The organism is Fructobacillus parabroussonetiae, from assembly GCF_018437265.1.
Taxonomy (GTDB): domain Bacteria; phylum Bacillota; class Bacilli; order Lactobacillales; family Lactobacillaceae; genus Fructobacillus; species Fructobacillus parabroussonetiae.
This window is the reverse complement of record NZ_JAAMFL010000001.1, coordinates 23,598-47,426: the sequence shown is the minus strand read 5'-3', so window position 1 is coordinate 47,426 and position 23,829 is coordinate 23,598. Positions and strand designations below refer to the sequence as shown.

Genomic DNA, 23,829 nt, shown 5'->3' with positions numbered 1-23,829 from the left:
GTGTAAACGGTGCTTGGCACCGCCTTCATTTCATTATTCCAAGGCAACCATACCACCGGTAATTTCGGTGATTTCGGTCGTAATCTGTGACTGTCGTGCCCGGTTATACTGCAAACCAAGTGTTGAGATCAAATCATCAGCAGAATCGGTCGCAGAAGACATAGCCGTCGATGAGGCAGCGTGCTCAGCCGTTTTGGCGTCGAGCAGTGCTTCAAAGACCAGCGACTGGATGTATTGTGGCAAAACCACATTCAAAACAGCCGTCGTATCGGGTTCGGCATCGTAGGCGGACATCGTCTGGAATGACTGTTCACGTCCGTCCTCGCCCTCTTGCTCCTTGGCTTCTTCAACAACTTCTTTTGTTAATGGCAGCAACTGAACATTGCGTTGGTCAGCCTGCAAGCGGTTAACAAAGTGGTTATAAACCAAGTGAAGTGAATCAAAAGCTTCAGATTCATAAAGGGAAATCACCGTTTTCAAAACCTGACGTACCTCGTTAAAGGTTGGAACGTCGGAAATTCCGCGGTGATCCAAGGCAACGGTAAAGCCACGCTTTTTATAAAAGTCGGCGCCGTTTCCACCGATTGCCAAGATTACGGTGTTGTCTGGTGTTAAGTTCTGTTCTTTCATCAAGGCGTTTGTCTTCTTGATGATGTTGGCGTTATATGAGCCGACCAAACCACGATCAGAAGTAACCAAAAGCAAACCAGTCTTCTTGATTGGCCGCTTGGCCACCATTGGTAAGTGTGAGGAATCGACGTTATCCAAGACATGGGCTTCAATCAAGTGGGATACCACCGCCTTCAAACGGTAGGCATACTCATGATAACCAGTCGTGGAACGTTGAATTTGACTCAACTTGGCCGTCGATACCATTTGCATGGCAGAGGTGATCTGACGGGTCTTTTTGGTCGAGGCAATACGCCGCTTAATGTCTTGTAAAGAAGCCATTTTGCCTCCTTTTATTGGTCAGCAGAAGAACCGGTGTAACTATCCTTAAAGGCCTTCACTGCTGCATCCATCTTATCCGTATCAGGCAATTGCTTCGTTGAAACGATTTCGTCTAACAAAGCCTTTTGGCTGGCGTTCAAATAAGCAATGAATTCATCTTGGAAGTGTTGGATATCGTCAACTGCCACGTCATCCAAGTATCCATGCGTCAAGGCATAGAGAACAAAGACTTGGTGTTGAACAGCCATTGGCTTGTGCAATGGTTGCTTCAAAACTTCCACCGTTCGCTTACCACGGTTCAACTTCGCCTGCGTGGAGGCATCCAAGTCAGAACCGAACTGAGCAAATGATTCCAATTCACGGTATGAAGCCAGATCCAGACGCAGAGTTCCAGAAACTTTCTTCATGGCCTTGATTTGGGCATCACCACCAACACGGGAAACAGAAGTTCCGGCATCGATGGCTGGACGAACACCAGCGTAGAACTGATCAGCATCCAAGAAAATCTGTCCATCGGTGATTGAGATCACGTTGGTAGGAATATAAGCGGAAACATCGCCGGCCTGCGTTTCAATAATTGGCAAAGCCGTCATTGATCCACCACCTAATTCGTCTGACAACTTGGCTGCACGTTCAAGCAAACGTGAGTGCAAGTAGAAGACATCACCAGGATAGGCTTCACGACCAGGCGGACGACGGAGAATCAAGGATATCTCACGGTATGCCGTTGCTTGCTTTGACAAATCATCAAAGACAATCAAGACGTGCTTGCCGCTGTACATGAACTCCTCACCCATTGCAGCACCAGCATATGGTGCCAAGTAAAGCAAGGCAGCTGCTTCAGCTGGTCCTGCGTTTACGACAATGGTGTAATCCATTGCGCCTAAGCGCTTCAAAGTTTCAACTTGTTCACGAACCGTTGAATCTTTTTGACCAACCGCCACGTAAATGACGATCATGTCTTGATCCTTTTGGTTCAAAATTGTGTCAATGGCAATTGATGTCTTACCAGTCTTACGGTCACCAATGATCAACTCACGCTGACCACGACCGATTGGAACAAGGGCATCAATAGCTTTGATACCAGTTTGCACTGGTTCAGACACTGACTTACGAGCCATGACACCTGGTGCCTTGGCTTCGACAGGTCGTGTCTTTGTTGTATTTAAGTCGCCTAATCCATCAATGGGTTGTCCCAAAGCGTTGACGACACGCCCGATCAATTCGTCACCAACTGGCACTTCCATCACGTGACCAGTTCGCTTTACTGTATCCCCTTCACGAATTCCTTCTGAGGAACCTAAGATAATGATTCCAACTTCGGATTCTTCCAGGTTTTGGACCATTCCGTATGCACCGTTGTTGAAGGTAACCAATTCGCCGGAAAGGGCATTTGCCAATCCGGTTGCACGAGCAACCCCATCACCGATGTAGGTAACGGTTCCAATTTCTTCTACAGTCAGCTTTGTGTCAAACTTTTCGAGCTGCTGCTTAATTAAAGCAGAAATTTCTTCAGCTTGAATCGCCATGTCTTTTCCTCACTAACCTAGTAACTCTGCCTGTAATTTGGCAATCTTTGTCTTCAGCGATCCGTCAATTAAGATTGACTTGGATTGCATGGACACACCAGCCAACAAGTCGGGATCAACCCGGTAGCTTGCTTCGACTTTTTTAGCGCCACTTTGCTTTTGGAAGGCTTGCACCAACCGTTCTTTTTGATCATCATCAACGGCTACCGCAGAGGTAATCGTCACGGTTTGAATGCCTTGACGTTGTTGATAAAGGTCAAAAAATCGATCAGCAACCGCGCCCAAAAGTGCGAAGTGGTGGTGACTCAACAAAATTTTCGTTAAGTTGGCCACTGCCTGGTTGGCACCCTTTGTCAATGTGTCCAATAAGGAGACTTGGTCTTCTTCTGAAATCGTTTGGGCGGATAGCAAAGCCGTTAGTTTTGGCTCATTTGCGACCACGTCCGAAACGGTTTTCAAGTCAGCCAGAAGGCTGTCAAAAGAATCTTGATCATCACCGTATGCCAAGAGTGCCTCAGCGTACTGATTGATCACTTTTTCCTTCTTATTAGCCATCGGTCCTCCTTACTGCTGTCCTAACTCTGCCAAATAGGCATCGATTAGGGCCCGCTGGTCATCCGCAGATAATTCCTTTTGAATTAACTTGGAAGCGATTTGTACGGACAAGTCCGCCACGTCTTTTTTAGCCGTGTTCATCGCGTCATCCTTCATCTGCGCAGCATCTTCTTCAGCTGACTGGCGCATACCAGTTACCTGTGTGTTGGCTGCTTGAATCATGGATTCTGATTGTTCCTTGGCAGACTTTTTTGCCGTGGCAATCAGTTGACTCGCTTGGTCTTTCGACTCTGCTAATTCCTTAACTCGCTGGTCAACTAAGGATGCAGCTTCTTGGCTCTTTTGCAAAGCCTCATCCAAATCCTTGTTAATCTTATCTGCTCGCTGGTCTAAGACCTTTGTCAAAGGTCCGTAGGCCACCTTCTTTAGAATAGCCATCAGCAGGAGGAAGGCGACGATAATAAAGACCATATCACCAAGTGGCATTGCCTTTGTCATAATGATTGTTTGCGCCATCTTCTATCTCCTCTAAAGGGTCCTCTTACTTGTTGATCAAAGTAAAGGCCATACCAACAACGATGATTGGCAAGGCTTCGGCCAAGGCCAATCCAAGGAAGGCACGTGACAAAAGCTTTCCCGCCAATTCAGGTTGACGAGACATTCCAGCCAAAAACTGTGAGAACATCACACCAACACCGATACCACCACCAATGGCGGCTCCGGCGAAGGCGATTCCAGCTGCGATAACACCTAAGTTCTGTAAATCCATTTGCTTTCTCCTTTAAATACGAAAGAGCTTTCTTCTTTACTATTGGATGATAACGGTCCCCCGCGTCTGCAAGATCAGCAGTCAGCTCCTACTCTTCGCCAGACAGTTGCGCCGTAAAGACGGCCGTCAACATGACGAAGACGTAGGCCTGGATACCACCGATCAATAATGAGAAGGCCTGCCAGGCCATCTCAAGCGGCAAAGCCGCAATCCAGCCAAATCCATGTAGCGAAAAGGCCATACTTGCCAGCAAGTTTAACATCAATTCACCAGCGAAAATGTTTCCAAACAATCGCAAGGCCAATGTTAAGAAGTTGGTCACTTGTTCCACAACGTTTAATGGGAACAAAGCGGCGTATGGCTTTAAGAACATGTTCTTCAGATAGCCACCCATACCCAGTGTTTTAATTCCGGTTGCGTGCGCTAAGGTTAAGGACATGATTGCCAAACTAAAGGCAATTAAAGGATCGGCCGTTGGCGATTTAATCAAAGTGACGTCAGAGGCATTCTTCACTTGGAGTAACAGACCCATTTCGTTTGAAACGAGTAAGAACAAGAACAAGGTGAAGCTATAAAGGCCAAACTGACGAGCCAGATTATTCGGCAACTGGTCGCCCAGAATTCCCTTAACAAAGTCCAAAACGTATTCAATGACGTTTTGACCACGACTCGGCCGGATGGCTACTTTCCTTGTTAAAAAGACTGCCATCAAGACAACAACGGTCATCGCTAATAAGGTTGATAGCACTGTTGTCCAGGTGAAAGTCAGCCCAAGGAAAGAAAAGGTTGATGTCGGTTCATCCATCGGTTTTCTCCTTTCTGCTTGTTTCTATTTTGACGCAAGACATCATCTTCTACCTCAAAATATACCCCCAATAATACGCCCACTGTTTTCTAAATACAAGTGATTTTGTGCTTATTTCACAACAAATTATTGAAATGGTCCAGTCCATCTTTTTTATGGGACAAAAAATAAATTCTGTTGTAGAAATGCGCTAAAAGGGCATTACTCAGCCTTTAATAACAATTTTATTAAAAAACACGGGATTTATATTTTACAAATTTCTCGTAGTCAACAGCGGATTTTTTCGCTTTTTGTGAAATGATAACCAAATCATGACGAAAAAATCATATGTTAGTCCCGCAATCGACTATCCTTCCCCTTTTCCGCCTTTGGCAAGAGAACGTTTAAGCACACCCCAAGAACCGTCGCCAGGGCAACACCGGAAAAATCAATTTGAGAAGTGAGGGCCCAGTGAAAATTACCAATCCCAATCACAAGAATCGGCCCAGCAATGAGCAAGTTTCGTTTTTCGCTGTAGTCAACTCGGTGATCAACCAAGACTTGAAGACCCGCGGCGGCAATGACCCCATACAGCATCAGGCCAACACCACCCGTTACAGCAGCAGGTACGGATTGAATAATCGCCGTCAACTTTCCAATAAAGGCAAAGAAAGCAGCCAAAACCGCTGCACCAGCGATCACCCAAACCGAATAAACCTTTGACAGCTGCATAACCCCAATGTTTTCACCATATGAAGTGACCGCTGGTCCTCCAATTAGACCAGCAAAAACAGAAGCCAGCCCGTCCCCTGCTAAGGTTTTATTTAGACCCGGGTCTTTAAAAAAGTCGTGTCCCGTTATCTTTTTTAACACGAGTAAGTGGCCTAAATGCTCGGATAAGGTGACCAAGACGAGAGGCACCATCGTCAACATTGCCAAAGGATAAAAAGCGCTATCAAAATGCCCCTTATTCATAAAGAGAAAGTCAAACTTCGGCAAAGAGAACCAGGCCGCTGATTGTACCCCGGATAAATCAACAAGGCCTAACAGCATCGCCAGCAAATAGCCGAAGGCAATCCCAATCAGAACCGGAATCATCCCAAGGAAGCCCTTTAAGAATTGGTTGCTTAAGATCATAACCAAAAGTGTCAGGCCAGCAACCAGGAAAGCTCGCCAATCGTAATGACCGTTGATTTCAGTCCCGGATTGAGCGGCTGTTTGAGCCAAAGAAAGGCCAATTACCATAATCACGGGGCCAACCACCTCTGGTGGAAAAATTTTATCCATCCAATCAGTCCCGACTTTGGCAACCAAAAGCGCAATCACAAGGTAGCAGAGCCCAACGGCAACCACCCCTTGACCGACGGCTGGATAACCAAATGTCTTCAACAAAGAGGCCATTGGAATGATAAAGGCAAAAGACGAGCCCATGTATGCCGGCACGCGTCCCCTTGTGACCAGGAGGTGGATTAACGTCCCGATTCCCGAAGAGAAAAGGGCAACGCTCGGGCTCAACCCGGCAAGTAAGGGAACGAGAATGGTGGCGCCAAACATCGAAAAGAGATGTTGCAAAGAAAGCCCCAGCAAGGTAGCAAAAGGCGGCCGTTCATATAATTGATAGCGCACGCTTTCTTGGTTTTGTTTTTCTGTCATTGCCTTCACAGCTCCTTTTTTACCTGCAGAAAAAGCCCACCAAAACATGTCGTTTTAGCAGGCTTTTATCAATTACTTCAACGTCTTCTTGTCGTTAATTGACAAATCAGCGTTCAAGTCATAAACAATTGGTTGTCCGTTAGCAATTTCAACGTTCAAAATATCATCGTCTGAAATGTTTTCCAAGTGCTTAACCAAAGCACGGAGTGAGTTACCGTGAGCAGCGATGACAACGTCCTTGCCAGCTTCCAAGTCCTTCTTAATCTTTGCTTCGAAGAATGGCAAAACGCGTTCCAAGGTTACCTTCAAGTTTTCACCCAATGGCAATTCACCGTAAGGAACATCAGCGTAACGAGCATCAAAAGCAGGGTAAGTCTTACCCTGTACTTCAACAGTCTCTTCATAGTTATCAAGCAATGGAGGCAAAACATCGTAAGAACGACGCCAGATGTGGACCTGTTCGTCGCCCCACTTCTTGGCAGCGTCGGCCTTGTTTTGGCCCTGCAATGCACCGTAGTGACGTTCGTTCAAACGCCATGACTTTTCTTCTGGTACATAAAGCTGACCAGCTTCTTCCAAAGCGTAGTGCAAAGTCGTGATGGCACGAGTCAAGACTGACGTGTAAGCCTGGTCAAAAGCAATCCCTTCTTGCTTCAACAATTCACCCGCGTGCTTGGCTTGTTCAATTCCTTGTTCAGACAACTTTGTGTCCACCCAACCGTTAAACAAGTTCAATGCGTTCCATTCACTTTGTCCGTGACGGATCAAAACTAATTTTGCCATGTTCTAGCTCCTTTGTTTGCTTGAATAATTCTTGTTTATTATACAACATTCCAGGCGTTCTTTGCATCGTTTCAACAAAAGAAAAAGCCCGGACAAATGTCCGAGCTTTTAAAACTAATTGTCGAAATTAGTCTTTAACGATGTTTACAGCTTGCAAACCGCGGTCTGAGTTTTCAACATCAAACGTTACGTTTTGGCCATCTTCCAAAGTCTTGAAGCCTTCGCCTTGGATAGCTGAGAAGTGTGCGAACACATCTTCACCGTTTTCGCGAGTAATGAAGCCGTAGCCCTTTTCGCCGTTAAACCACTTTACAGTGCCTTTTTCCATGATTGTTTCTCCTTTGGGATCATCCCATCTGTGTCATGTAAATAAATATGATGCTTTTGGTATGACGCCTTCCGAAAAAAACAAATCAAAATCAAAATTCAAACTTAATTACACACTAAGTGTAGCACACTCATTCAAACTTTACAACGAAGGAGCAGGTAAAAGATTTCAAACATTACAAAAACGAATGAAATGTCAAATAACTTTAGCTGTTGGCCAAGACGTTCTTATAATAAGAAACCGCGTCCTTAGCCGCTTGGTCAGGGTCATCTGCCGCCGTTTGCTTATTTTCTTGAATCCAAGAAATAAAGTCAGCGTCGCCCATCTTTTGTGCCAAAATCGCTTTCAACTTAGCGCCGTCTTGTGTTGACAAAGCAATCCAAGTTGCTGGTACCTGGTAGGTAACCAACTTTGACTTAACGTCGTGATTGTTTCCAGCCCATCCAAAGAGGAATTGGTAGAAACCATTGTCGTATACGTATTCTTTTGTCGTCGTGACTTGGAAAGCTTGATTACCATCAATGTCTTGAATTGCCGTCGTTGTCTTCAAATCAGGCTTGGCAACCGTGGCGTCTTTTGCAGCAGCCGTGGCTTTGTAAACAAAGGCTTTTTCCTTACCAGATGTTCCAACCGGTTGGTAGGCCAAAACACCATAGGTGTTTTGATCTTGGGCTGAATAAATCTGGGCCTTCTTAGTGACGGTCTTAACCTTCATGCCCCAGTGATCATGGGCATTTCCTGTAATGAAGACAAGGCAAAGGGCCACTGCGATAAAGGAAGCAATCGTTGCTACCCAGCGAACCTTGGTTTCTTTGATTAACATAATCGACAGAAAGGCCAGAATAACAAACAAAATTAATAGAATGATAATCATGTTAATTCTCCTTTCCTTCCGGTTGGTTCACCTTACCACGATGTAAGAAGAACGCGAGTACAAAGGCAGCCATGGCGAAACATGCCGCCACGAAGAATGAGGTATGGAAGCCATCCAACGTTGCCGTCAGTGCCTTTGAACCATAAGCCAATGGATCGGCTGCCTTTAATGAATCGGCTGGCATGTTGTCGTTTGCAACGGATTGCATAACCGAAGCCAAAACAGCAGTACCAAGTGACGCCGCAATTTGACGAGCCGTGTTGTTAACAGCCGTTCCCTGTGCGTTGTCTTCCTTTGGCAAAGCGCCCATCGCTGATGAAGTCAATGGCATCATCGTAAAGGCAATTCCGGCCATTCGAACCATGTAAAGCGCTGTGATGTAAATCGTTGGCGTTTCCGCAGTCAAATAGTAGTAAGGAAGGGTTGCCATCGTAACCAAGGCAAAGCCGAAGATGGCTAAGCGCTTCGCACCGTACTTATCATAGAAGGAACCAGCAATCGGTGAAATCAAGCCCATCATCAAAGCACCAGGCAACAGCGTCAAGCCGGAATCCAATGCTGACAATCCGCGGACCGTCTGCATGTAAGTTGGCAAAACCATTTCAACACCAAGCATGGCGATGAAAGTCAAGGAAACCATGGTCGTCGTCAAGGCGAACTGCTTGTTCATCAAGACTTTGACATCAAGGAAAGGCTTTTCCATGTGCAACTGATGGCGCGTGAATTCGGCCGTGACCAAAATTCCAACGATGATTGGGGCAATCACGTAGGTGAAGGAGCCCCAACCGTGGTTTGAAACCATGGCAAAACCAAAGAGTAAGAAACCAAAACCAACGGTCGATTCGATCAATGAACGAACGTCTAATGTCACCTTCTTGGTTTCCAATACGTTCTTAAAGTAGAAGATTGAAAGAATGAAGACGATAATGGCCAAAGGCAAAACTAATCCGAAGATTGAACGCCAGTCACCACCCCAGGTCATCCCGAGAAAGTCGTGCTTGCTATCCAAGATCCAACCAGAAAGCGTTGGGCCAATGGCTGGGGCCATTCCGATAACCAATCCGATTGATCCCATGGCCTTTCCACGAGAATTTTCAGAAAAGAGCGTCAAGGCCACCACCTGCATCAGCGGCATCACGATTCCAGCCGCCATTGCTTGAAAGGCACGGGCCAACATCATGACCCAGAAGGCTGACGTTGGTGCAGTCCAAGCCATGAACGTTCCGGCAATGTAGATTGCCAAAGCCGTTAAGTAAAGATACTTGGTTGGAATTCGTGTCGTCATGAAAGCCGAAACCGGCACCATAATTCCGTTAACCATCAAAAAGATGGTCGTCAACCACTGAACGGTTGCAGAGTCGACGTTAAATGCTGTCATCAAAGCAGGCAGCGCAGTTCCCAATGAGGTCTGCATCAAGATGATCACGAAAGAACCAATCATCAGCAAGGCCATCATGGCAATTTTGTTCATCGGTTTCCCGGTGACTTGTTCATTTGAATTTGCCATTTCTTCCTCCAATTTATCAAGAAATAATCCAGATAAGTATGTTACTTCTAAAAAAACACAAAGTCAACTAGTCGAAAAAGTGCACAAAGTTTAGCCTTTCAGCTGTCGAGGACCTTGATGAACCGCCACGAGTTGGTGGTAGTGATCAAAGCTCAGCAACCAATCCGCCGCTTCTTTTGTTTTGACGATATAGTCGTCGTAGTTTTTTTGGTTGGTCTTTTCCCAAACGGCCATCGCCAACTGGTAAAAGTCGGCCAGCGGTAGATGCGCATACTGGGAACGCCAGGAGTCCGGCCTGTCAATCGACTTGACCGTTGCCAATAAATTACGGGCCAAATACCAATCTTTGACATCTTCCATCTCGGCTTCAATAAAGAGTGTGCAATCCAGGAGTTCACTCGGTAATTGGAGCGCGACAACCCCTTCAAGAATCAAAATATCCGGTCGCTCAATCAGCCGACTTTCTCCAGGAACAAGGTCGGCCAAGGTCTGTGAATAAACCCGGGTAACCTGGGACGTTTCCCCCGCTCGAAAGCCCCTTATAAAATCAGCCAGGGCTTTTAGATCATAGCTTTTTGGAAAACCTTTTTCATCAAAAATACCGGCTTGGTGCAAGTTGTCATTACTTTTTAAAAAGGCGTCCGTCGATAAAACCGCCACGCGGTAGCCCGCCTTTTCCAGACCACTCTGGAGGCGCTCGGCCATCGTTGATTTACCAACGGCAACCGACCCCGTTAATCCGACGGTAAAAAAAGCCCCAGTCTGGGCTTTTTTAATCGTTTCAAGAAGTTCAGTTAGCATGACTGTCCTCCAATTGATAAAGGTTTTTTGGTAGGGCGGCAATCATTGGTGATAACTGGCCGGCCCCAATCAAGGTCAGGCGGTGCATCGCACGAGAGGTTACCGTGTAGAGCAAGCGACGAACATCATCATGCTGATAGTGTGCCGCATCCGCCTTCCAAACAATGACGGCGTCGAATTCCAATCCCTTTGCCAAATAAGAAGGCAAGATCACGGCCCCCGGCGCCAAACGCTGGTTTTCTGATCGAATCAGGGTGATCTTTTCGTCTTCCAATTGCTTGGCTAGACGGGTTGCTTCCGCAAGCGTTTGGGTAATAATGGCTGTCTGTTCACCATCTTGCGCGTTTTGGATTAACTGAGCCTTAACGTCTTGCACCGCTTGATCATCATTTTTGGCTAACTTCATGACGGGTAAATCACCCGAACGGTTGAAGGCTTCGATGGTCTTACCGTCTGTCAACAAGCCCTTCGAAAAATCGGTGATCTGCTTGGTTGACCGGTAGGTTTGCGTTAATTCGACAAAGTCGACTTTGTCCGCTTCAAAAAGCGACGCAAAATCGTTTTCCAACGTGTTGGCCCAATCTTGTGTAAAGATGGCCTGGTTCAAGTCACCAAGAACAGTAAACTTTGCATTTGGGAATGAGAACTTCAAGAAGGCCAACTGGAAAGGCGTGTAATCCTGAATTTCATCAATGAAAAGATAGCGGATCTCACGCTGACCGTGTTTTCCAGTAATTAAATCGTACAAATAGAGGTAGATGGTTGTTGCCGGCAAGGAGAGCTTCTTTTCCTTCAAGTTCGCCAAGAAATCGGCCACATAGTCCGACCACTCCGTCTCGCTAATTTGATAATCCGCCAAATTCAAGTAATTTGGTAAGTTCCGCAAAAGGTCGACAAATTGGGCGTTGATGTTGATGAAGCCCGCACGGCGAACACGCTTTGCCAATGGGCGGAGGGCTTGCGTGACAATCTTTTTCGCCAGGAAGTTTCGCTCCTGCTTGTCGGATGCAAAAGTCCGTTCCTTTGGCCCCTCACCTAACTGGTGCAAACGGGTCATGTCACCAGCATCGTTGACCTGGTCATCCCCCAGGCGGACCTGCCCAGCACCGACCATTTCGTCATATTCTTGCTTTGACAGATTTTCAATCGCCATTTCGACCCAGTCTTGTTTCATCTGGACACCAACCTGTGAGCGAAGCGAACGAATCAGGCTCTCCTGCGTGGCTTCCAAACGCTGAGAAAGCTTGTAGTTTTCATTATATTGGTAGTAAACCGACTGAATTTTTTCCTTCGAAAGCAACACATTGCCGCGGAAGTTGAGATTACGCACCTTTAATCCCGTCTGGTTGAGATCTTCCGCATAGGCCTGAACGGCTTTGAACATGTCCAAAGATCCCAGCAATCGTTCAATTTTTTCATTTTGATTATTATGCTCAAAGCGGTCCTCTAACGTCTGCACCTCAAAGCGTGGTAGACGGTGGGAAGCGTATTGGTAGAAGGTCAACTGAACCAGATTTTGCTCGCCAAGTTCTGGTAAGACTTGGTCGACATAGTCATTGAACAACTGGTTCGGTGAAAACATGACGACCTGGCCAGAGCTCAACTTTCCGCGGTAACGGTAAAGCAAATACGCCACACGTTGCATGATGGCTGCCGTTTTACCAGATCCCGCTGCTCCCTGAACAAAGAGTAAGTCAGCATCCGTGTTACGAATGATCTTATTCTGTTCCTTTTGGATGGTCGTCACAATCGACTTCATTTTCGTCGTCGATTCGCCCGAAAGCGCATTGAGCAACATCGCATCACCAATGGCTTCCTCAGTATCAAAAAGCGTCACAATAACGCCCTTTTCAATTTCGAACTGCCGTTTCAGCGTCACATCCGCCTGTTGCTTTCCAGCCGGTGTCATGTAGTCCACACGGCCAAGGCCACCATCGTAATAGATTGAAGCAACGGGCGTTCGCCAGTCATAAACCCAGAAGCGACCATCATCGTCGGCAAAGGAGGCCAAGCCAATGTAAACCGTTTCTTTTTCACGGTTTTCTTCTGCATCATCTAAAAAGTCGATGCGGGCAAAATAAGGCTTTTGCTTTTGCTTGGCCAGCGTTTGGTAACGGTCCTCAGCTCGGGACTTGGCTGACTGTCGTTCGGCAATCGCCTGTTGCTGCTGTCGGATTGACATAGCGGTTTCGACAATACCCGAGTAGGTCGATGTCTTAACACGGACATCGTCCCAACCAGAAGCAACATCCGAGAGCGAGCCCTTGGACTTTTTAATTTCTTCCTGTGCCTCCAATTGGGCCAAGTCAATTTGCTTCAGCGTTTGATCTAGGTATTCTTGTTCGCGGACTTTTTGCTCGTTTACCACAGTACACCCCTTCTTCATTTACGTTGTATCCATTATACGCCTATCCAATTTAGAAAGATACCACCCGACTTTTGCAAAATAACCCTCTTTAAATAGAAAAAAGTCGACCGAAGTCGACTTTTAAAATTTGTGATTACTTGTTCGTCAATGAAGCGATACCAGGTAATTCCTTACCTTCAAGGTATTCAAGTGATGCACCACCACCCGTTGAGATGTGCGACAACTTGTCCGCAACACCCAAGGCTTGAACAGCGGCAGTTGAATCACCACCACCAACGATGGTTGTACCACCCTTTTCCGTTACCTTAACGAGTTCTTCACCAATAGCCAAAGTTCCCTTGGCAAAGTTTTCCATTTCGAAGACACCCATTGGACCGTTCCAAACAACCGTCTTGGCATCGTTCAAAACATCTTGGAACAACTTAACAGACTTTGGACCAATGTCCAAGCCCATGTAGCCATCAGGAATGCCAGCTTCAGCATCAACAACTTCTGTCTTGGCATCGTTTGAAAAGGCATCGGCTGCAACTGAATCGACAGGCAAAACCAACTTGTCGCCAGCTTCTGCCATCAAATCCTTGGCCGTCTGTACCTTGTCTTCTTCAAACAAGGAGTTTCCGATCTTGTTTCCCTTTGCAGCGTCGAATGTGTAAGCCATTCCACCACCAACGATTACCTTGTCCGCCTTCTTCAACAAAGACTGGACAACTTCGATCTTGTCAGAAACCTTGGCACCACCAATGATGGCAACAAATGGACGCTTTGGCGTATCAACCGCATCACCCAAGAACTTGATTTCCTTCTCCATCAAGTAACCGGCTGCCGCTTGGTCAACGTTTGAAGCGATTCCAACGTTTGAAGCGTGTGAACGGTGGGCCGTTCCAAAGGCATCGTTAATGAAGAGGTCATCACCAAGTGAAGCCCAGTACTTACCCAATTCAGGATCGTTACCAGATTCCAACTTAACGACTTCGCCGTTCTTCACGTCTTCAAAACGAGTGTTTTCAACCATCAATACTTGACCATCTTGCAAGTCGTTGATAGCGGCTTCCAACTTAGCGCCACGAGTTTCAGGAACGAAGATGACTTCTTGTCCAAGCAATTCGCCCAAACGCTTGGCAACAGGTGCCAATGACAATTCCTTCTTGTCCTCTTCCTTCTTGATACGACCCAAGTGTGAGAACAAAACGGCACGACCGTTTTCCTTCAATACGTGCTTGATGGTTGGCAAAGCAGCCACGATACGGTTATCGTTTCCAATAACGCCATCCTTAATTGGGACGTTAAAGTCCACTCGCATCAGTACTTTCTTACCGGCCAAATTCTTCAAATTTTGAACAGTTAATTTTGCCATATTTGCCTCCCAAATGATTACTTTATTTAACAAGACCAATTATAAAGCAAATATTAGCAAATGTCTGCATGGTCTGCTAAATTTGTACATTTCCTTACTTGCGCAGGTGCCGTTGCCAGGGATAGATTACTTTAATACCAAACTCTTTGTTAAATTCTTCAATGTTATTAGCTGCACTAACAATGATAAAGAAAACAATCAGCCAAACTTCTGCTTGCAAAGGCACCTTGAGAAAGTCTTGCGCCACATCACTAAATAATAATAGTAAAAGACTGATTGTTAGCTTAACGTAAACACGCGTTAATAACTTTTTCACCGTCGCCTTCTCCAAACTCTCTTGCACTTGTCCATCTTCCTTTAAAAAGACATCCAGGCTGACACCAAAGAAATCAGACAAATAAATCAAGTCCTTCATATTTGGGTAAGTCTTGCCATTCTCCCAAGAGGAGATGTTTTGTCGACTCGTATAAAATTGCTTCGCTAGCTGTTCTTGAGTTATCCCTTTTTCTTGCCGTAATTTTTGTAGCCGTTTACCAAATTCCATCACGCCACCTCCGCTAATTTATTTTCTATAGCATACGAAACATGCTGTCACATGCCAAGCAAGAGTCTCTTGCATGACCAGTAATTAAGGTTAGCAGGATTATATTTTAGAAGTTATGCTCTTTTTCCCACTGCTCAATGCGGCGATCCTGTTCTTCTAGTAATTCCAACCACTCCTGGCGAACTTTTGGGGTTAGTTTTTCTCGGACCATCTCTTTGTCAACTGGTCCCAACATAACCCCCTTAACTTCGCGTCCATTAATAATCATTATTCACCTCATTTTGATCCTCTCAGACGAAAATGATAAAGCACTCTTCCAACGCTTTATTCAGGAAAATTTTGCGGGGGAGTTTCCAATTTCCCCTTTAATTGACCCTTATCTTACACCCTTAAAACGCCTTTGGATAGGGAATTTGACGATGTTGAACGAAATTGAACGAGCTGTCTAACAAGTTGTTCAAAAAAATCCAAATGAGTTTCAGCCCACAAAAAAAGCAGCCCGAACGGACTGCTTTTTCAATGATTGCCCCTGCTGGGATCGAACCAGCGCATGGAGGTACCAAAAACCTCTGCCTTACCACTTGGCCAAGGGGCAATGCTTCAAATTTGCCTGAAGCGAGGCAATGGGAGCGGTAGGATTCGAACCTACGAACCCGAAGGAACGGAGTTACAGTCCGTCGCGTTTAGCCAGACTTCGCTACACTCCCATGTCTTAAACAACTTCTCTATATTAACAAGAAAGCCGTTTTCTGACAAGGTATTTCAAAAGATTTTTACCAGATTTGAATCCGTTTTTCTGGTGCGAGGTACATGCCATCCCCCTCCTGGACATCAAAAGTCGCCGCAAAATCATCAAAATTCTTCACGGTTACGTTCGTGCGCAACTTAGCTGGTGCATGAACGTCAATTGTTGCCAAGAGTGCGAGATACTTCGGCTCTGCTTTTTGCCGCCACAAAGTCGCAAAATTTTCAAAGAAAGCCCGGATGTCGGTCGCTTCGCCGGCCTTTGCTGCAGTCAAAGTGGCTGATACACCACCGAGATCGGCCACGTTTTCTGAAACCGTGAGGTGTCCGTTGACTTTGGCACCGGCAGAATCCAAGCCGTCAAAGGCTTGCACAACCGCTTCCGTCTTTTTCTCGAAGTGGGCAAAGTCCTCCTTCGTCCACCATTCTTTTAAGTTTCCTTGCTCGTCGTAGCGCGCTCCGTTGGTATCAAAAGCGTGCGTAATTTCATGGGCAATGACCGTTCCGATTCCCCCGAAATTTTGACTAGCCGATTGCTTCAGGTCATAGAATGGCGCTTGCAGAATCGCCGCCGGGAAGACAATCTGGTTAAAGTCTGGCGAGTAATAGGCATTAACCGTATCGGCTGACATACCCCAACGGGATTTATCAGGCGCTTGCCCCCACTTTTTAAAGTGCTTGGCAACCGCTTCTCGTGAAAAACGTTGGACGTTTTCTAGAAGCGTTGCCTGTTCATCTACTCGGCGATTGGCGATGTCTTCTGGCAGGCTGTCTGGGTAGCCGACTTTGACAGCTAATGCCGCCAATTTCACCTTGGCCTTTTGTCTGGTCTCATCCGATAGCCAGTCAATCTGATCAAAGCGGTGCTCATAGACCTGAATCAGCTCGTGCACCATGGCCTCGACATCTTGCTTGGCCTTTGGCCCAAAGTACGTTTCCCCATACCATTTTCCAACGGCTTGACTAAAGAAGGCACGGGCCTGTCGGAAAGCGGACTTTTCAGGTTTCACCGCTTCCTTTGTACCTGACAGGAAGCGACCAAAGGTTCCGGCAAGCACCCGGGTGTCATCCCCCAAAAAGCCAGCAATGTCTAGCAGATTCTGAATAATCAACCAGCCCTTTACCGCGTCAAAGTTTTCTTCCACATACACTTCGTGGGCTTGGTCAAAGAATCGACCATCATAGATGATGACTTTGTCAGGTTCTTGCCCAAGCAAAGTCGTCAACGTCTTAGTCAACAAAACATTCGGCACCTTTTGTGAAGCCTCAGCAAGTGTCATTGGGTAGTAGTTCTTCCAAGAGTCGGATAATTCTTCAGAAGAGGATTGCCGATCAGCCAAAATTTGGTCAAAGTTCACTGCCTGCTGAATCCAGGCAGCCCCTTCTTTTTCAAAGCCTAATTTTTCCAACAAGCGCTGAACCATTTCTGACCAGTTTGCCAAAAGCGCTTCTTTTCCTTCCTTATCTTGGTAAGACGTTGTGTCAGGAAAAATCAGATCCGGGCTAGCCAACCAAAGTTCGTTTCGGCTCGTGTTTTTCGAATCTGGCGCAATGGTAGGCGCTAGAATCGTGGTATAGCCCGCTTGAATCAAAGCGGCTTCTTGTTTTTGATAGTCATCCCATGAACCAAGCGCCAGCAGCGGCTTCAAAAACTCTTGCACGGCTTCTTTTTCACCGGCTGCGCGACGATCCCAGTCCTTTGTTAATTGATGGAATTTCACAAATTCGGCGAGGTCAGCAGGCGTTTTCATCTCCCCTGCTTCAATGGCGGCCAGAACCCGGCGTTCCTCTTTTTCGATGCCTTCCACTAAATCATAGAAGCCACCCGTCACTGGACGGTCGGCCGGAATGGTTGCCTGTTCGATCCAAGCGCCATTGACTGCCTGATAAAAATCATCGCGATAGTCTGTCTTTGTCATGTTGCCTCCCCTAATTCGGATTCGTTACCGCCATTATCCTGTAATCCTCATTTTTTTGCAATAAAAAAGTCCGCATCGCGGACTTTTAAGACTTTTTATAAGGTTTTTTCACCCACGTTTTCCGGCAAAGTCAGCACTTCAAGCAATGGGTAAAGCGACAAGAGGCCAACTAAGAACAAGGTCACTTGGTAAGCCAGGCTAATGGCAAAAATCTGGGAGAAAAGGGCCACCAGGGTCGCCACAAAGCCCACACCAAATGCTTGAGAAAGCATTTGCATCACGGACTGCAAGGTATTCGCGGCGTTCTTTTCTTCCTTTGATAGTTCGGCAAAGGCCAGCGAATTATAGGCCGTCAGTGCAAGTGAACGACCGACACCAGATAGGAAGGCCACGGTGGCAATCCACATCTTGACGGTTTCTTGATTGAAAGCAGCCATTAAGAAAGTCGCCATTGTCGCAAGCCCCAAAGCGAGCATCAACGCATACTTATAACCCATTCGTCGAATAATGGGAGTTGTGAACGGCTTGATTGCCAGGTTCCCCAAGAAAATGAAAATCACATAGGCGCCCGATTCCACGGCTGTCCAGTGGAAAGGCACTTGGAGAAGCAAAGTCAACAGGTAAGGCAAGGCCCCAATCGTCATCCAAAAGATGGAACCACCCGTCTGGTAAATTCGGAAGGATTTGACTTTTAATGCATCCAAAGCAAAAAGTGGGCTTTCTGTCTTTTGCAGGTGACGGAAAGCAAAGAAAGAAAGGGATAAGCCAAGAAGTAACAAGACGGCGCCGGCAAACATTGTTTTCAAACCGTGTGAGAGCAACTCAGCGGCAATCAAAATGGCACCTGCCGCTGTGGCAACCAGCAGAAAGCCCTTCAAGTCAAAGGGCGTTTTTTCCCGCTGGTTTTCATCATGAATTAAGAAATACCCGGCAAGTAAGATGCCCAAGCCGATTGGAAAGTTCAAAAAGAAGATCCAGTGCCAGGAAAGGGAGGAGACAATGTACCCCCCAAGTAAGGGCGCAATGGCCGGTGCAATCAGGGCTGGCCAAACTAAAAAGGAAAGAATCTGCAAGAGGTTTTTCGAAGCCACGTTTTCCAAAATAATCAATTTACCCACGGGAATCATCATGGCCCCCGCCATCCCCTGAATGGCCCGCATGACCAAGATGTAGGACAGATTATTAATCAACCCCACGGCAACCGACGACAGGGTGAAAACAATGACCGCTAAGAGAAAAAGGATTTTCCGGCTCATTCTCTTGGCTAGCCAGCCGGAAAGCGGAATAAAGATGGCCGCAAAAAGCATGTAAACGGATACTAAAAGTGAGGCTGACGATTGATTGACTGAAAGATCAGTCGCAATCTGTGGCAGCGCGGTCGTCACAATCGTCGAGTCCAGCATCTGCATGAAGAGTGCGGCAGCCACGACAAGGGCTGCCTTCTTTAACGTTGCTTCTTTCATTCGAAAACTTCCTTTACAAAATAAAAACAGGGTCAACAAAGGTTGTCCTGTTCCTTTCATCATTCACTTTACTCTACTCTTTACCCATTCAAAGGGTCAAGACTTTGGCAGCATTTTAACCGGTCGTTGCTGAACGGGCCGCCCGTTTAGCGGTTGAACGGCTCGGTGGTTATCGGGATAATCCTGTTTAAAAGTCGCCAAGTCAACCGGGTTTATCCCCAGTTTTTCCTTTACCAAAATCCAGTCCACGTCCTTTTTTAAAGGCGGTGTGGTGAGGCTACCTCGGTAAGTAATAACGGATGACACATCCGCTGGCAACAGACTTTGTAGTTGCACCCTTTGTCCTTGATTGTGGTAGATTTTCTGAAAACGAAGCGGTGCTTCTGCCTCTTCTTCGTAAAAAATGGCTAATACGAGCGTCCCGCCATCCGGCCGTTGAAAGACAAAATGTAACTCAGCATCGGCGGCCTGCCCATCAAAAAGGTGTTCGGCACCGTCATGAACATGAAAGCGAATGAGCGAATAGGCTTGTTGGTCGATTCTTAATAGACCTTGACAAAAAAACTGGTCACCGATGACCTGTTTTTTTCGTTCGAGGGCAGTTGTCTGCAAGCCGGAACAATCAAGCACCATTGCTGGGCCCGTTTGAAGCTTGGCAGCCACTACATCAATTGGTGATTGGCAGGTGGCCATGGTCGTAAAGCGCCAGACGTCCTGATAGTGGTAGTCGAGTTTATTCATCTTTTTTTCGTTTTCTTTTTCTGGTTACCTTGGGGTTTGAAACAGCTTTCTTAAATTGTTTGATAAATTGAAAAATACATCAGGCCAGCACCGGCAATGACAAAAAGATGCCAATAGACGTGACCCATTGGAATGGCCGGCACCAAATAAAAAATGGTACCTAGCGAGTAGACCACACCACCAGCCAATAATAGCCAGAAGGCGGAAGGAGTCAAAGAAGACCACATAACCGGCATCACTAAAATAATGAGCCAGCCCATCACCAAGTAGATGGTCACCGCCACCCATGGCCAACGGCCAACGAAGAAGATGTCATATACCAAGCCCGCACAGGCCATCAATAAGATGGCAATCCAAATACTCCAACCGACTGTACCACCGAGAACTAACCAGGTGTAAGGCGTGTATGAACCAAGAATAACCAGGTAAATGCCGGCATGGTCCATGAATTGAAAAATCTTGGCCGCCCGTGTAAAGACGAGGGCGTGAAAAAGTGTCGAAGCCAGTAAAAAGAGTGAGATGGACAGCAAATAAATACTAATCGCACCGATTTCGATTGGCGTCATGTCATGCTTGCTCAGTTTCACAATTAAAAAACAAGCAGCAATCAGGGCGAGCACGAAACCCAGGCCATGGGTCGCTGCATTCAACACTTCATAGACAATTTGATACGCTTTTGTCCTTTTTTTCATTTTTGCTCCTCTTCAACAGGGGTGAAATGCCTTTCTAACAGTTTATACCAGTTCCTTCTTTTTAGCAAAAACGCTTTTAAAATAACAAAATTAAAACTATACCAATTGACTTTGTTAGTCATTCGTCCTATAATTTATTTGTAATCTTAATTCGAAAATGAATGCACAGGAGGTCGTAATATGAAGTTAACATTTACTGATACTGCCAAGGCTCGTTTGGAAAAGCTTGCTGGGACAGACAAGAAGATTGTTTTGGATTTTGACGATGGCGTTGGTCCATTTTCCGATGAAGCCAATTGCACGTTGGCATTGTCCTTCAACCTCCTCTTCGTTCCAAAGGATACCGATTTGAAAGAATTTGGTGCTACCATCGACTCAAACATGGGAACGGTATACGCTAAACCATACTCACTTGATCAAATGGATGACGAAATGAAGGTTGATGTTAACGAAAAGTACCTTCGTTACACGCTTTCAGGACGAAACGGTGTTTTGGATCCAGCCCTTGGCATTAAGTCCTTGTAATTTTCAACAATAAAAAAGCAAGTCCGAAAGGACTTGCTTTTTTTATGCTTGATCGCCGTATGATTGATAGTCACGGGTCCAGATAACCGCCATGGCCCCATCCCCTGTGTGAACCGCAATCACAGCGTCCATTGCAGCTCGCTCGAAGGAAACCGCTGGATACTTTGCTGAAAAGTCCTTCAGCCACTTGTCACCAAGCTTTTGATTGTTTGCATCAATAATGTAGGCACGGACTGGAAAGTCGACTTTGGACAAATAATCTTCAAAGGCCTCTTGAATCAAGTCCTTTGCGCCCGACATCTTGCGAACCTTACCAACCGCACCAATCTTGCCGTCGCCGGCAATATCAAAGTCAAGCAGGGGCTTAATGTTTAACAAACCACCAATTAATGCTTGGCCACGTGAAAGGCGGCCCGTTCGCTTCAAGTGTGAAATATCATTCACGACAAAACGCACGCCTAGGCGAGAGCGGAAGTCTGTTAAGGCAGCCAGGATGTCATCCATGCTCTTGTCTTCCTTGGCCAACTTAGCCGCCAAAAGTGCCTGGGCACCTTCCGCCATGTTTACCAACTTGGAATCGACCACTTCCACACGATCCAAGCCCTCATATTCCGACGCCACGATTGTTGCCGTCTGGAAGGCACCGGAGATACCCGATGAGAGCGTGATAATCATCGCCTCGTTGAATCCGGCGTCCTTTGCTTCCGTCAACGCCTTTTCCCATTGTGCGGGTGAAGGTTGTGAAGTCGTTGGCAGGTCCTTTTTTTCGTCCATCATTGAAACGAGTTGGGCAACCGACGTGATGTCTTGACCACCTAGATACGTTTCCTGACCAAACAAAATTGGAATTGAAACTTCGATAATGTTGTAGGAATTGCGAATTTCCTGGGGTAAAACTGCTGAGGAATCAACAATTACTGCAATTTTCGCCATCGTTTTTCTCCTAAATCTTTTTTTACACTTCTATAAAGTTAAAACAGTTTGCTCAACAAAGCAATACCGAGGACAAATGCCAGCAATCCGCCGACGAATTGTCCAGCAAGATAAATCGTTTTTTGCCGCCAACCAACGTACTGACCACTTTCGGTCATCATCGATGAAAAAGTCGTAAAACCACCAAGCAAGCTCGTCCCTAGCACTAGCGTCAATAAATGATTCAAATGTAGGCCCGTCACAAATCCTAGTAAAAGCGATCCCAGTAGATTAATGGCAAAAACACCCGTTAAATACCGGTTGCGCGATGACCAAGCCATTAACATCAGGTAACGAAGACTGGCACCCAGGCCCGTGGCAAGCATGATGAAAAGCAGTTTTACCCACATGCTTTCGCCCCCGTCTCACCCTTTTGAGCTAACTTTACGCCAATCTTTTGACCAAGCCACAAGGCCAAGAAGGCCAGGAGCAAGGAGCAAGCAATGAGGGCAACAAAAAGCCAGGGTTGATTGAGCAAAAGAAATTGATAGGCTTCAAGAATCAGAGCGCCAAAGGTCGTAAAGCCACCGAGCAGCCCCGTTCCAATAAAGGACTGCACATAAGCCGGTTGCTGGCTCTTTTGCTTCATGTAAGCGGCTAAACACGCTAAGCAGCCGGTGCCGACCGTGTTAATGAAAACCGTCATGGCCGGCCAGGCACCAATCCCCGGTAACAGGCTAAGTAAGTAGCGCAGCGCCCCACCTAGACAGCCACCCAGAAAGACCACCAATAGGATCAACTGTGGCTTTTCCTCAGGCATTTTGCACCTCGCCGGTACAACAAAGTCGGGCACCGGCTTTTTGGTTGACGTCCTCTAAAATGGCTTCAAATGAAATGCCCGCCATCTTTTTCAAGAGATTTTGGTCAAGTTCCTCATAATAGGAAGAAAGAACCGGATTGACTTGTTGTGCGATTGGGCAGTCGTCATTGACCTTGTTATCGAGTGGGAAAACCGATGAATCGGGATCGACGGCTTTTAAAATGGCGGCCATTGAAATATCCTTTGCGGGCTTAGCCAAGATTGGCCGTGAAAAGTGGTCACCCTCTCGCTTAATGATCGATGCGGCTTGCATGTCGGCCATCAGCGCACGAATTCGCGATGGATTCGTGTTCACCGATTCGGCAATGGCCTTGGACGAGAAACTCGTTTGCTTATCCGCCCGGGCAATATAAATCAGAATATGGATGGCATTCGTTAATTTTAAAGATGGCTTCATTTTGAAAAACCCCTTGTATTTTTATCCTGTCTAGTATAACATACTAATTGTACTTTTAAGAAATACATAAGTGAGGAACAGCCAATGACAACTTTTAACGAACTGCAAGAAAAGCGTCGCTCCATTTACGCACTAGGTAAAGAAGTAAAGCAAACCGACCAAGAACTTTTTGACTTAGTAAAAAAGAGCATCAAGAACAGTCCTTCCCCCTTCAATTCACAGTCCGTTCAAGCGGTTGTTTTGACTGGTGATGCCCATGAAAAACTCTGGGAAATGACTTTGGCTGAATTAAAGAAGGTTGCCGCATCGGAAGAGGCCTTCCAAGCCACGACGGCAAAAATTAAGGGTGCCTTCCAATCTGGCTACGGAACCGTTCTTTACTTTACGGACCAAAACATTGTCCAGGGGTTAAAGGAACAGGCCCCACTTTATGCGGACAACTTTGACGACTGGGCAGAAGAATCCGTTGGAATTGCCCTTTATGCCGTTTGGCTAGCATTGGCAGAAGAAGGCGTCGGCGCTTCCCTGCAGCATTACAACCCCTTGATTGACCAGGCAGTAAAGGAAGCCTTTAATCTTCCTGATCACTGGGTCTTGCGTGGTGAAATGCCCTTTGGCTCAATTGAAGCCCCTGCCGACGGCAAGACGTTTTTGCCAGATGATGCACGTTTCAAGCAATTTAATTAATTTTTCTGAGAAAACCGCCGGGTTTTCTTTTCTTTTTTTCATTTTTCTTGACAGGAGTTCTTGGCTCTT

General features: G+C 46.4%; 26 protein-coding genes and 2 tRNA genes. 2 read left to right on the top strand and 26 right to left on the bottom strand.

The window, feature by feature from the left end:
- Positions 1-33 precede the first annotated feature (33 nt).
- The 22 genes from G6R30_RS00250 to trhA form a co-directional block, all read right to left on the bottom strand.
- Positions 34-951: a F0F1 ATP synthase subunit gamma gene (locus tag G6R30_RS00250; protein WP_213820329.1), complete on the bottom strand. Its 918-nt coding sequence runs from the start codon at positions 949-951 to the stop codon at positions 34-36.
- Between the two features lie 11 nt (positions 952-962).
- Positions 963-2,480 (bottom strand): F0F1 ATP synthase subunit alpha, encoded by a 1,518-nt coding sequence (gene atpA / locus G6R30_RS00245; protein WP_213820327.1) that lies wholly within the window; start codon positions 2,478-2,480, stop codon positions 963-965.
- Between the two features lie 12 nt (positions 2,481-2,492).
- Positions 2,493-3,035, bottom strand: a complete 543-nt coding sequence (atpH, locus tag G6R30_RS00240) for an ATP synthase F1 subunit delta (RefSeq protein ID WP_213820325.1) — start codon at positions 3,033-3,035, stop codon at positions 2,493-2,495.
- Between the two features lie 9 nt (positions 3,036-3,044).
- Positions 3,045-3,551, bottom strand: coding sequence for a F0F1 ATP synthase subunit B (gene atpF, locus G6R30_RS00235; RefSeq protein WP_213820323.1), 507 nt, complete (start codon positions 3,549-3,551; stop codon positions 3,045-3,047).
- Positions 3,552-3,576: 25 nt separating this feature from the next.
- Positions 3,577-3,804, bottom strand: coding sequence for an ATP synthase F0 subunit C (gene atpE / locus G6R30_RS00230; protein ID WP_213808963.1), 228 nt, complete (start codon positions 3,802-3,804; stop codon positions 3,577-3,579).
- An 88-nt stretch (positions 3,805-3,892) separates the two neighbouring features.
- A complete protein-coding gene (gene atpB / locus G6R30_RS00225) occupies positions 3,893-4,609 on the bottom strand; it encodes a F0F1 ATP synthase subunit A (RefSeq protein ID WP_213820321.1) in 717 nt (238 codons plus the stop codon).
- Positions 4,610-4,939: 330 nt separating this feature from the next.
- Complete coding sequence (locus tag G6R30_RS00220; protein WP_213820320.1) at positions 4,940-6,241, bottom strand: uracil-xanthine permease family protein; 1,302 nt, start codon at positions 6,239-6,241, stop codon at positions 4,940-4,942.
- A 72-nt stretch (positions 6,242-6,313) separates the two neighbouring features.
- On the bottom strand, positions 6,314-7,024 hold the full coding sequence (gpmA, locus tag G6R30_RS00215) for a 2,3-diphosphoglycerate-dependent phosphoglycerate mutase (protein WP_213820318.1): 711 nt from the start codon (positions 7,022-7,024) through the stop codon (positions 6,314-6,316).
- Positions 7,025-7,151: 127 nt separating this feature from the next.
- Entirely contained in the window at positions 7,152-7,352 is a 201-nt protein-coding gene (locus G6R30_RS00210; RefSeq protein WP_213793171.1) for a cold-shock protein, read from the bottom strand.
- 205 nt (positions 7,353-7,557) lie between these two features.
- On the bottom strand, positions 7,558-8,226 hold the full coding sequence (locus G6R30_RS00205) for a DUF4811 domain-containing protein (RefSeq protein WP_213820316.1): 669 nt from the start codon (positions 8,224-8,226) through the stop codon (positions 7,558-7,560).
- Position 8,227: 1 nt separating this feature from the next.
- Positions 8,228-9,733: an MDR family MFS transporter gene (locus tag G6R30_RS00200; protein WP_213820314.1), complete on the bottom strand. Its 1,506-nt coding sequence runs from the start codon at positions 9,731-9,733 to the stop codon at positions 8,228-8,230.
- Between the two features lie 90 nt (positions 9,734-9,823).
- Positions 9,824-10,534, bottom strand: coding sequence for a nucleoside/nucleotide kinase family protein (locus G6R30_RS00195; protein WP_213820311.1), 711 nt, complete (start codon positions 10,532-10,534; stop codon positions 9,824-9,826).
- On the bottom strand, positions 10,524-12,902 hold the full coding sequence (helD, locus tag G6R30_RS00190) for an RNA polymerase recycling motor HelD (RefSeq protein ID WP_213820309.1): 2,379 nt from the start codon (positions 12,900-12,902) through the stop codon (positions 10,524-10,526). Before helD ends, G6R30_RS00195 begins: the two co-directional genes overlap by 11 nt.
- 133 nt (positions 12,903-13,035) lie before the next feature.
- On the bottom strand, positions 13,036-14,256 hold the full coding sequence (locus G6R30_RS00185) for a phosphoglycerate kinase (protein WP_213820307.1): 1,221 nt from the start codon (positions 14,254-14,256) through the stop codon (positions 13,036-13,038).
- A 94-nt stretch (positions 14,257-14,350) separates the two neighbouring features.
- Complete coding sequence (locus G6R30_RS00180; RefSeq protein ID WP_213820305.1) at positions 14,351-14,800, bottom strand: helix-turn-helix domain-containing protein; 450 nt, start codon at positions 14,798-14,800, stop codon at positions 14,351-14,353.
- A gap of 106 nt (positions 14,801-14,906) precedes the next feature.
- Positions 14,907-15,068, bottom strand: a complete 162-nt coding sequence (locus tag G6R30_RS00175) for a hypothetical protein (protein WP_213820303.1) — start codon at positions 15,066-15,068, stop codon at positions 14,907-14,909.
- A gap of 255 nt (positions 15,069-15,323) precedes the next feature.
- Positions 15,324-15,395: transfer RNA gene (locus tag G6R30_RS00170), tRNA-Gln, on the bottom strand.
- A gap of 29 nt (positions 15,396-15,424) precedes the next feature.
- Positions 15,425-15,507 (bottom strand) — tRNA-Tyr (locus G6R30_RS00165).
- 66 nt (positions 15,508-15,573) lie between these two features.
- The gene (locus tag G6R30_RS00160; protein WP_213820301.1) at positions 15,574-17,463 is read right to left on the bottom strand and encodes a M13-type metalloendopeptidase; all 1,890 of its coding nucleotides are present in this window, start codon (positions 17,461-17,463) and stop codon (positions 15,574-15,576) included.
- Between the two features lie 95 nt (positions 17,464-17,558).
- Entirely contained in the window at positions 17,559-18,926 is a 1,368-nt protein-coding gene (locus tag G6R30_RS00155; protein WP_213820299.1) for an MFS transporter, read from the bottom strand.
- A 96-nt stretch (positions 18,927-19,022) separates the two neighbouring features.
- Positions 19,023-19,667: a carbonic anhydrase family protein gene (locus G6R30_RS00150; protein WP_213820297.1), complete on the bottom strand. Its 645-nt coding sequence runs from the start codon at positions 19,665-19,667 to the stop codon at positions 19,023-19,025.
- Positions 19,668-19,717: 50 nt separating this feature from the next.
- On the bottom strand, positions 19,718-20,359 hold the full coding sequence (trhA, locus tag G6R30_RS00145; RefSeq protein WP_213820295.1) for a PAQR family membrane homeostasis protein TrhA: 642 nt from the start codon (positions 20,357-20,359) through the stop codon (positions 19,718-19,720).
- A 180-nt stretch (positions 20,360-20,539) separates the two neighbouring features.
- Between trhA and G6R30_RS00140 the strand changes: the two genes are divergently transcribed.
- Positions 20,540-20,884 (top strand): iron-sulfur cluster biosynthesis family protein, encoded by a 345-nt coding sequence (locus tag G6R30_RS00140; RefSeq protein ID WP_213820293.1) that lies wholly within the window; start codon positions 20,540-20,542, stop codon positions 20,882-20,884.
- A gap of 42 nt (positions 20,885-20,926) precedes the next feature.
- Here G6R30_RS00140 and G6R30_RS00135 read toward each other — a convergent pair whose 3' ends face one another.
- From G6R30_RS00135 to G6R30_RS00120, 4 genes are read right to left on the bottom strand one after another with little or no spacing between them, the layout of a single operon-like run.
- Complete coding sequence (locus G6R30_RS00135) at positions 20,927-21,817, bottom strand: DegV family protein (protein ID WP_213820291.1); 891 nt, start codon at positions 21,815-21,817, stop codon at positions 20,927-20,929.
- Between the two features lie 38 nt (positions 21,818-21,855).
- Positions 21,856-22,206 (bottom strand): fluoride efflux transporter FluC, encoded by a 351-nt coding sequence (locus G6R30_RS00130; protein WP_213820289.1) that lies wholly within the window; start codon positions 22,204-22,206, stop codon positions 21,856-21,858.
- Positions 22,197-22,616, bottom strand: a complete 420-nt coding sequence (locus tag G6R30_RS00125; RefSeq protein WP_213820287.1) for a fluoride efflux transporter FluC — start codon at positions 22,614-22,616, stop codon at positions 22,197-22,199. Before G6R30_RS00125 ends, G6R30_RS00130 begins: the two co-directional genes overlap by 10 nt.
- Complete coding sequence (locus G6R30_RS00120; protein ID WP_213820285.1) at positions 22,609-23,073, bottom strand: Rrf2 family transcriptional regulator; 465 nt, start codon at positions 23,071-23,073, stop codon at positions 22,609-22,611. Before G6R30_RS00120 ends, G6R30_RS00125 begins: the two co-directional genes overlap by 8 nt.
- Positions 23,074-23,157: 84 nt before the next feature.
- Between G6R30_RS00120 and G6R30_RS00115 the strand changes: the two genes are divergently transcribed.
- Positions 23,158-23,760, top strand: a complete 603-nt coding sequence (locus G6R30_RS00115; RefSeq protein ID WP_213820283.1) for a nitroreductase family protein — start codon at positions 23,158-23,160, stop codon at positions 23,758-23,760.
- Positions 23,761-23,829 lie beyond the last annotated feature (69 nt).

Coding starts and splice junctions, on each gene's coding strand:
- G6R30_RS00250 (WP_213820329.1), bottom strand. CDS start 951: ATGGCTTCTTTACAAGACATTAAGCGGCGTATTGCCTCGACCAAAAAG.
- atpA (WP_213820327.1), bottom strand. CDS start 2,480: ATGGCGATTCAAGCTGAAGAAATTTCTGCTTTAATTAAGCAGCAGCTC.
- atpH (WP_213820325.1), bottom strand. CDS start 3,035: ATGGCTAATAAGAAGGAAAAAGTGATCAATCAGTACGCTGAGGCACTC.
- atpF (WP_213820323.1), bottom strand. CDS start 3,551: ATGGCGCAAACAATCATTATGACAAAGGCAATGCCACTTGGTGATATG.
- atpE (WP_213808963.1), bottom strand. CDS start 3,804: ATGGATTTACAGAACTTAGGTGTTATCGCAGCTGGAATCGCCTTCGCC.
- atpB (WP_213820321.1), bottom strand. CDS start 4,609: ATGGATGAACCGACATCAACCTTTTCTTTCCTTGGGCTGACTTTCACC.
- G6R30_RS00220 (WP_213820320.1), bottom strand. CDS start 6,241: ATGACAGAAAAACAAAACCAAGAAAGCGTGCGCTATCAATTATATGAA.
- gpmA (WP_213820318.1), bottom strand. CDS start 7,024: ATGGCAAAATTAGTTTTGATCCGTCACGGACAAAGTGAATGGAACGCA.
- G6R30_RS00210 (WP_213793171.1), bottom strand. CDS start 7,352: ATGGAAAAAGGCACTGTAAAGTGGTTTAACGGCGAAAAGGGCTACGGC.
- G6R30_RS00205 (WP_213820316.1), bottom strand. CDS start 8,226: ATGATTATCATTCTATTAATTTTGTTTGTTATTCTGGCCTTTCTGTCG.
- G6R30_RS00200 (WP_213820314.1), bottom strand. CDS start 9,733: ATGGCAAATTCAAATGAACAAGTCACCGGGAAACCGATGAACAAAATT.
- G6R30_RS00195 (WP_213820311.1), bottom strand. CDS start 10,534: ATGCTAACTGAACTTCTTGAAACGATTAAAAAAGCCCAGACTGGGGCT.
- G6R30_RS00185 (WP_213820307.1), bottom strand. CDS start 14,256: ATGGCAAAATTAACTGTTCAAAATTTGAAGAATTTGGCCGGTAAGAAA.
- G6R30_RS00180 (WP_213820305.1), bottom strand. CDS start 14,800: ATGGAATTTGGTAAACGGCTACAAAAATTACGGCAAGAAAAAGGGATA.
- G6R30_RS00175 (WP_213820303.1), bottom strand. CDS start 15,068: ATGATTATTAATGGACGCGAAGTTAAGGGGGTTATGTTGGGACCAGTT.
- G6R30_RS00160 (WP_213820301.1), bottom strand. CDS start 17,463: ATGACAAAGACAGACTATCGCGATGATTTTTATCAGGCAGTCAATGGC.
- G6R30_RS00155 (WP_213820299.1), bottom strand. CDS start 18,926: ATGAAAGAAGCAACGTTAAAGAAGGCAGCCCTTGTCGTGGCTGCCGCA.
- G6R30_RS00150 (WP_213820297.1), bottom strand. CDS start 19,667: ATGAATAAACTCGACTACCACTATCAGGACGTCTGGCGCTTTACGACC.
- trhA (WP_213820295.1), bottom strand. CDS start 20,359: ATGAAAAAAAGGACAAAAGCGTATCAAATTGTCTATGAAGTGTTGAAT.
- G6R30_RS00140 (WP_213820293.1), top strand. CDS start 20,540: ATGAAGTTAACATTTACTGATACTGCCAAGGCTCGTTTGGAAAAGCTT.
- G6R30_RS00135 (WP_213820291.1), bottom strand. CDS start 21,817: ATGGCGAAAATTGCAGTAATTGTTGATTCCTCAGCAGTTTTACCCCAG.
- G6R30_RS00130 (WP_213820289.1), bottom strand. CDS start 22,206: ATGTGGGTAAAACTGCTTTTCATCATGCTTGCCACGGGCCTGGGTGCC.
- G6R30_RS00125 (WP_213820287.1), bottom strand. CDS start 22,616: ATGCCTGAGGAAAAGCCACAGTTGATCCTATTGGTGGTCTTTCTGGGT.
- G6R30_RS00120 (WP_213820285.1), bottom strand. CDS start 23,073: ATGAAGCCATCTTTAAAATTAACGAATGCCATCCATATTCTGATTTAT.
- G6R30_RS00115 (WP_213820283.1), top strand. CDS start 23,158: ATGACAACTTTTAACGAACTGCAAGAAAAGCGTCGCTCCATTTACGCA.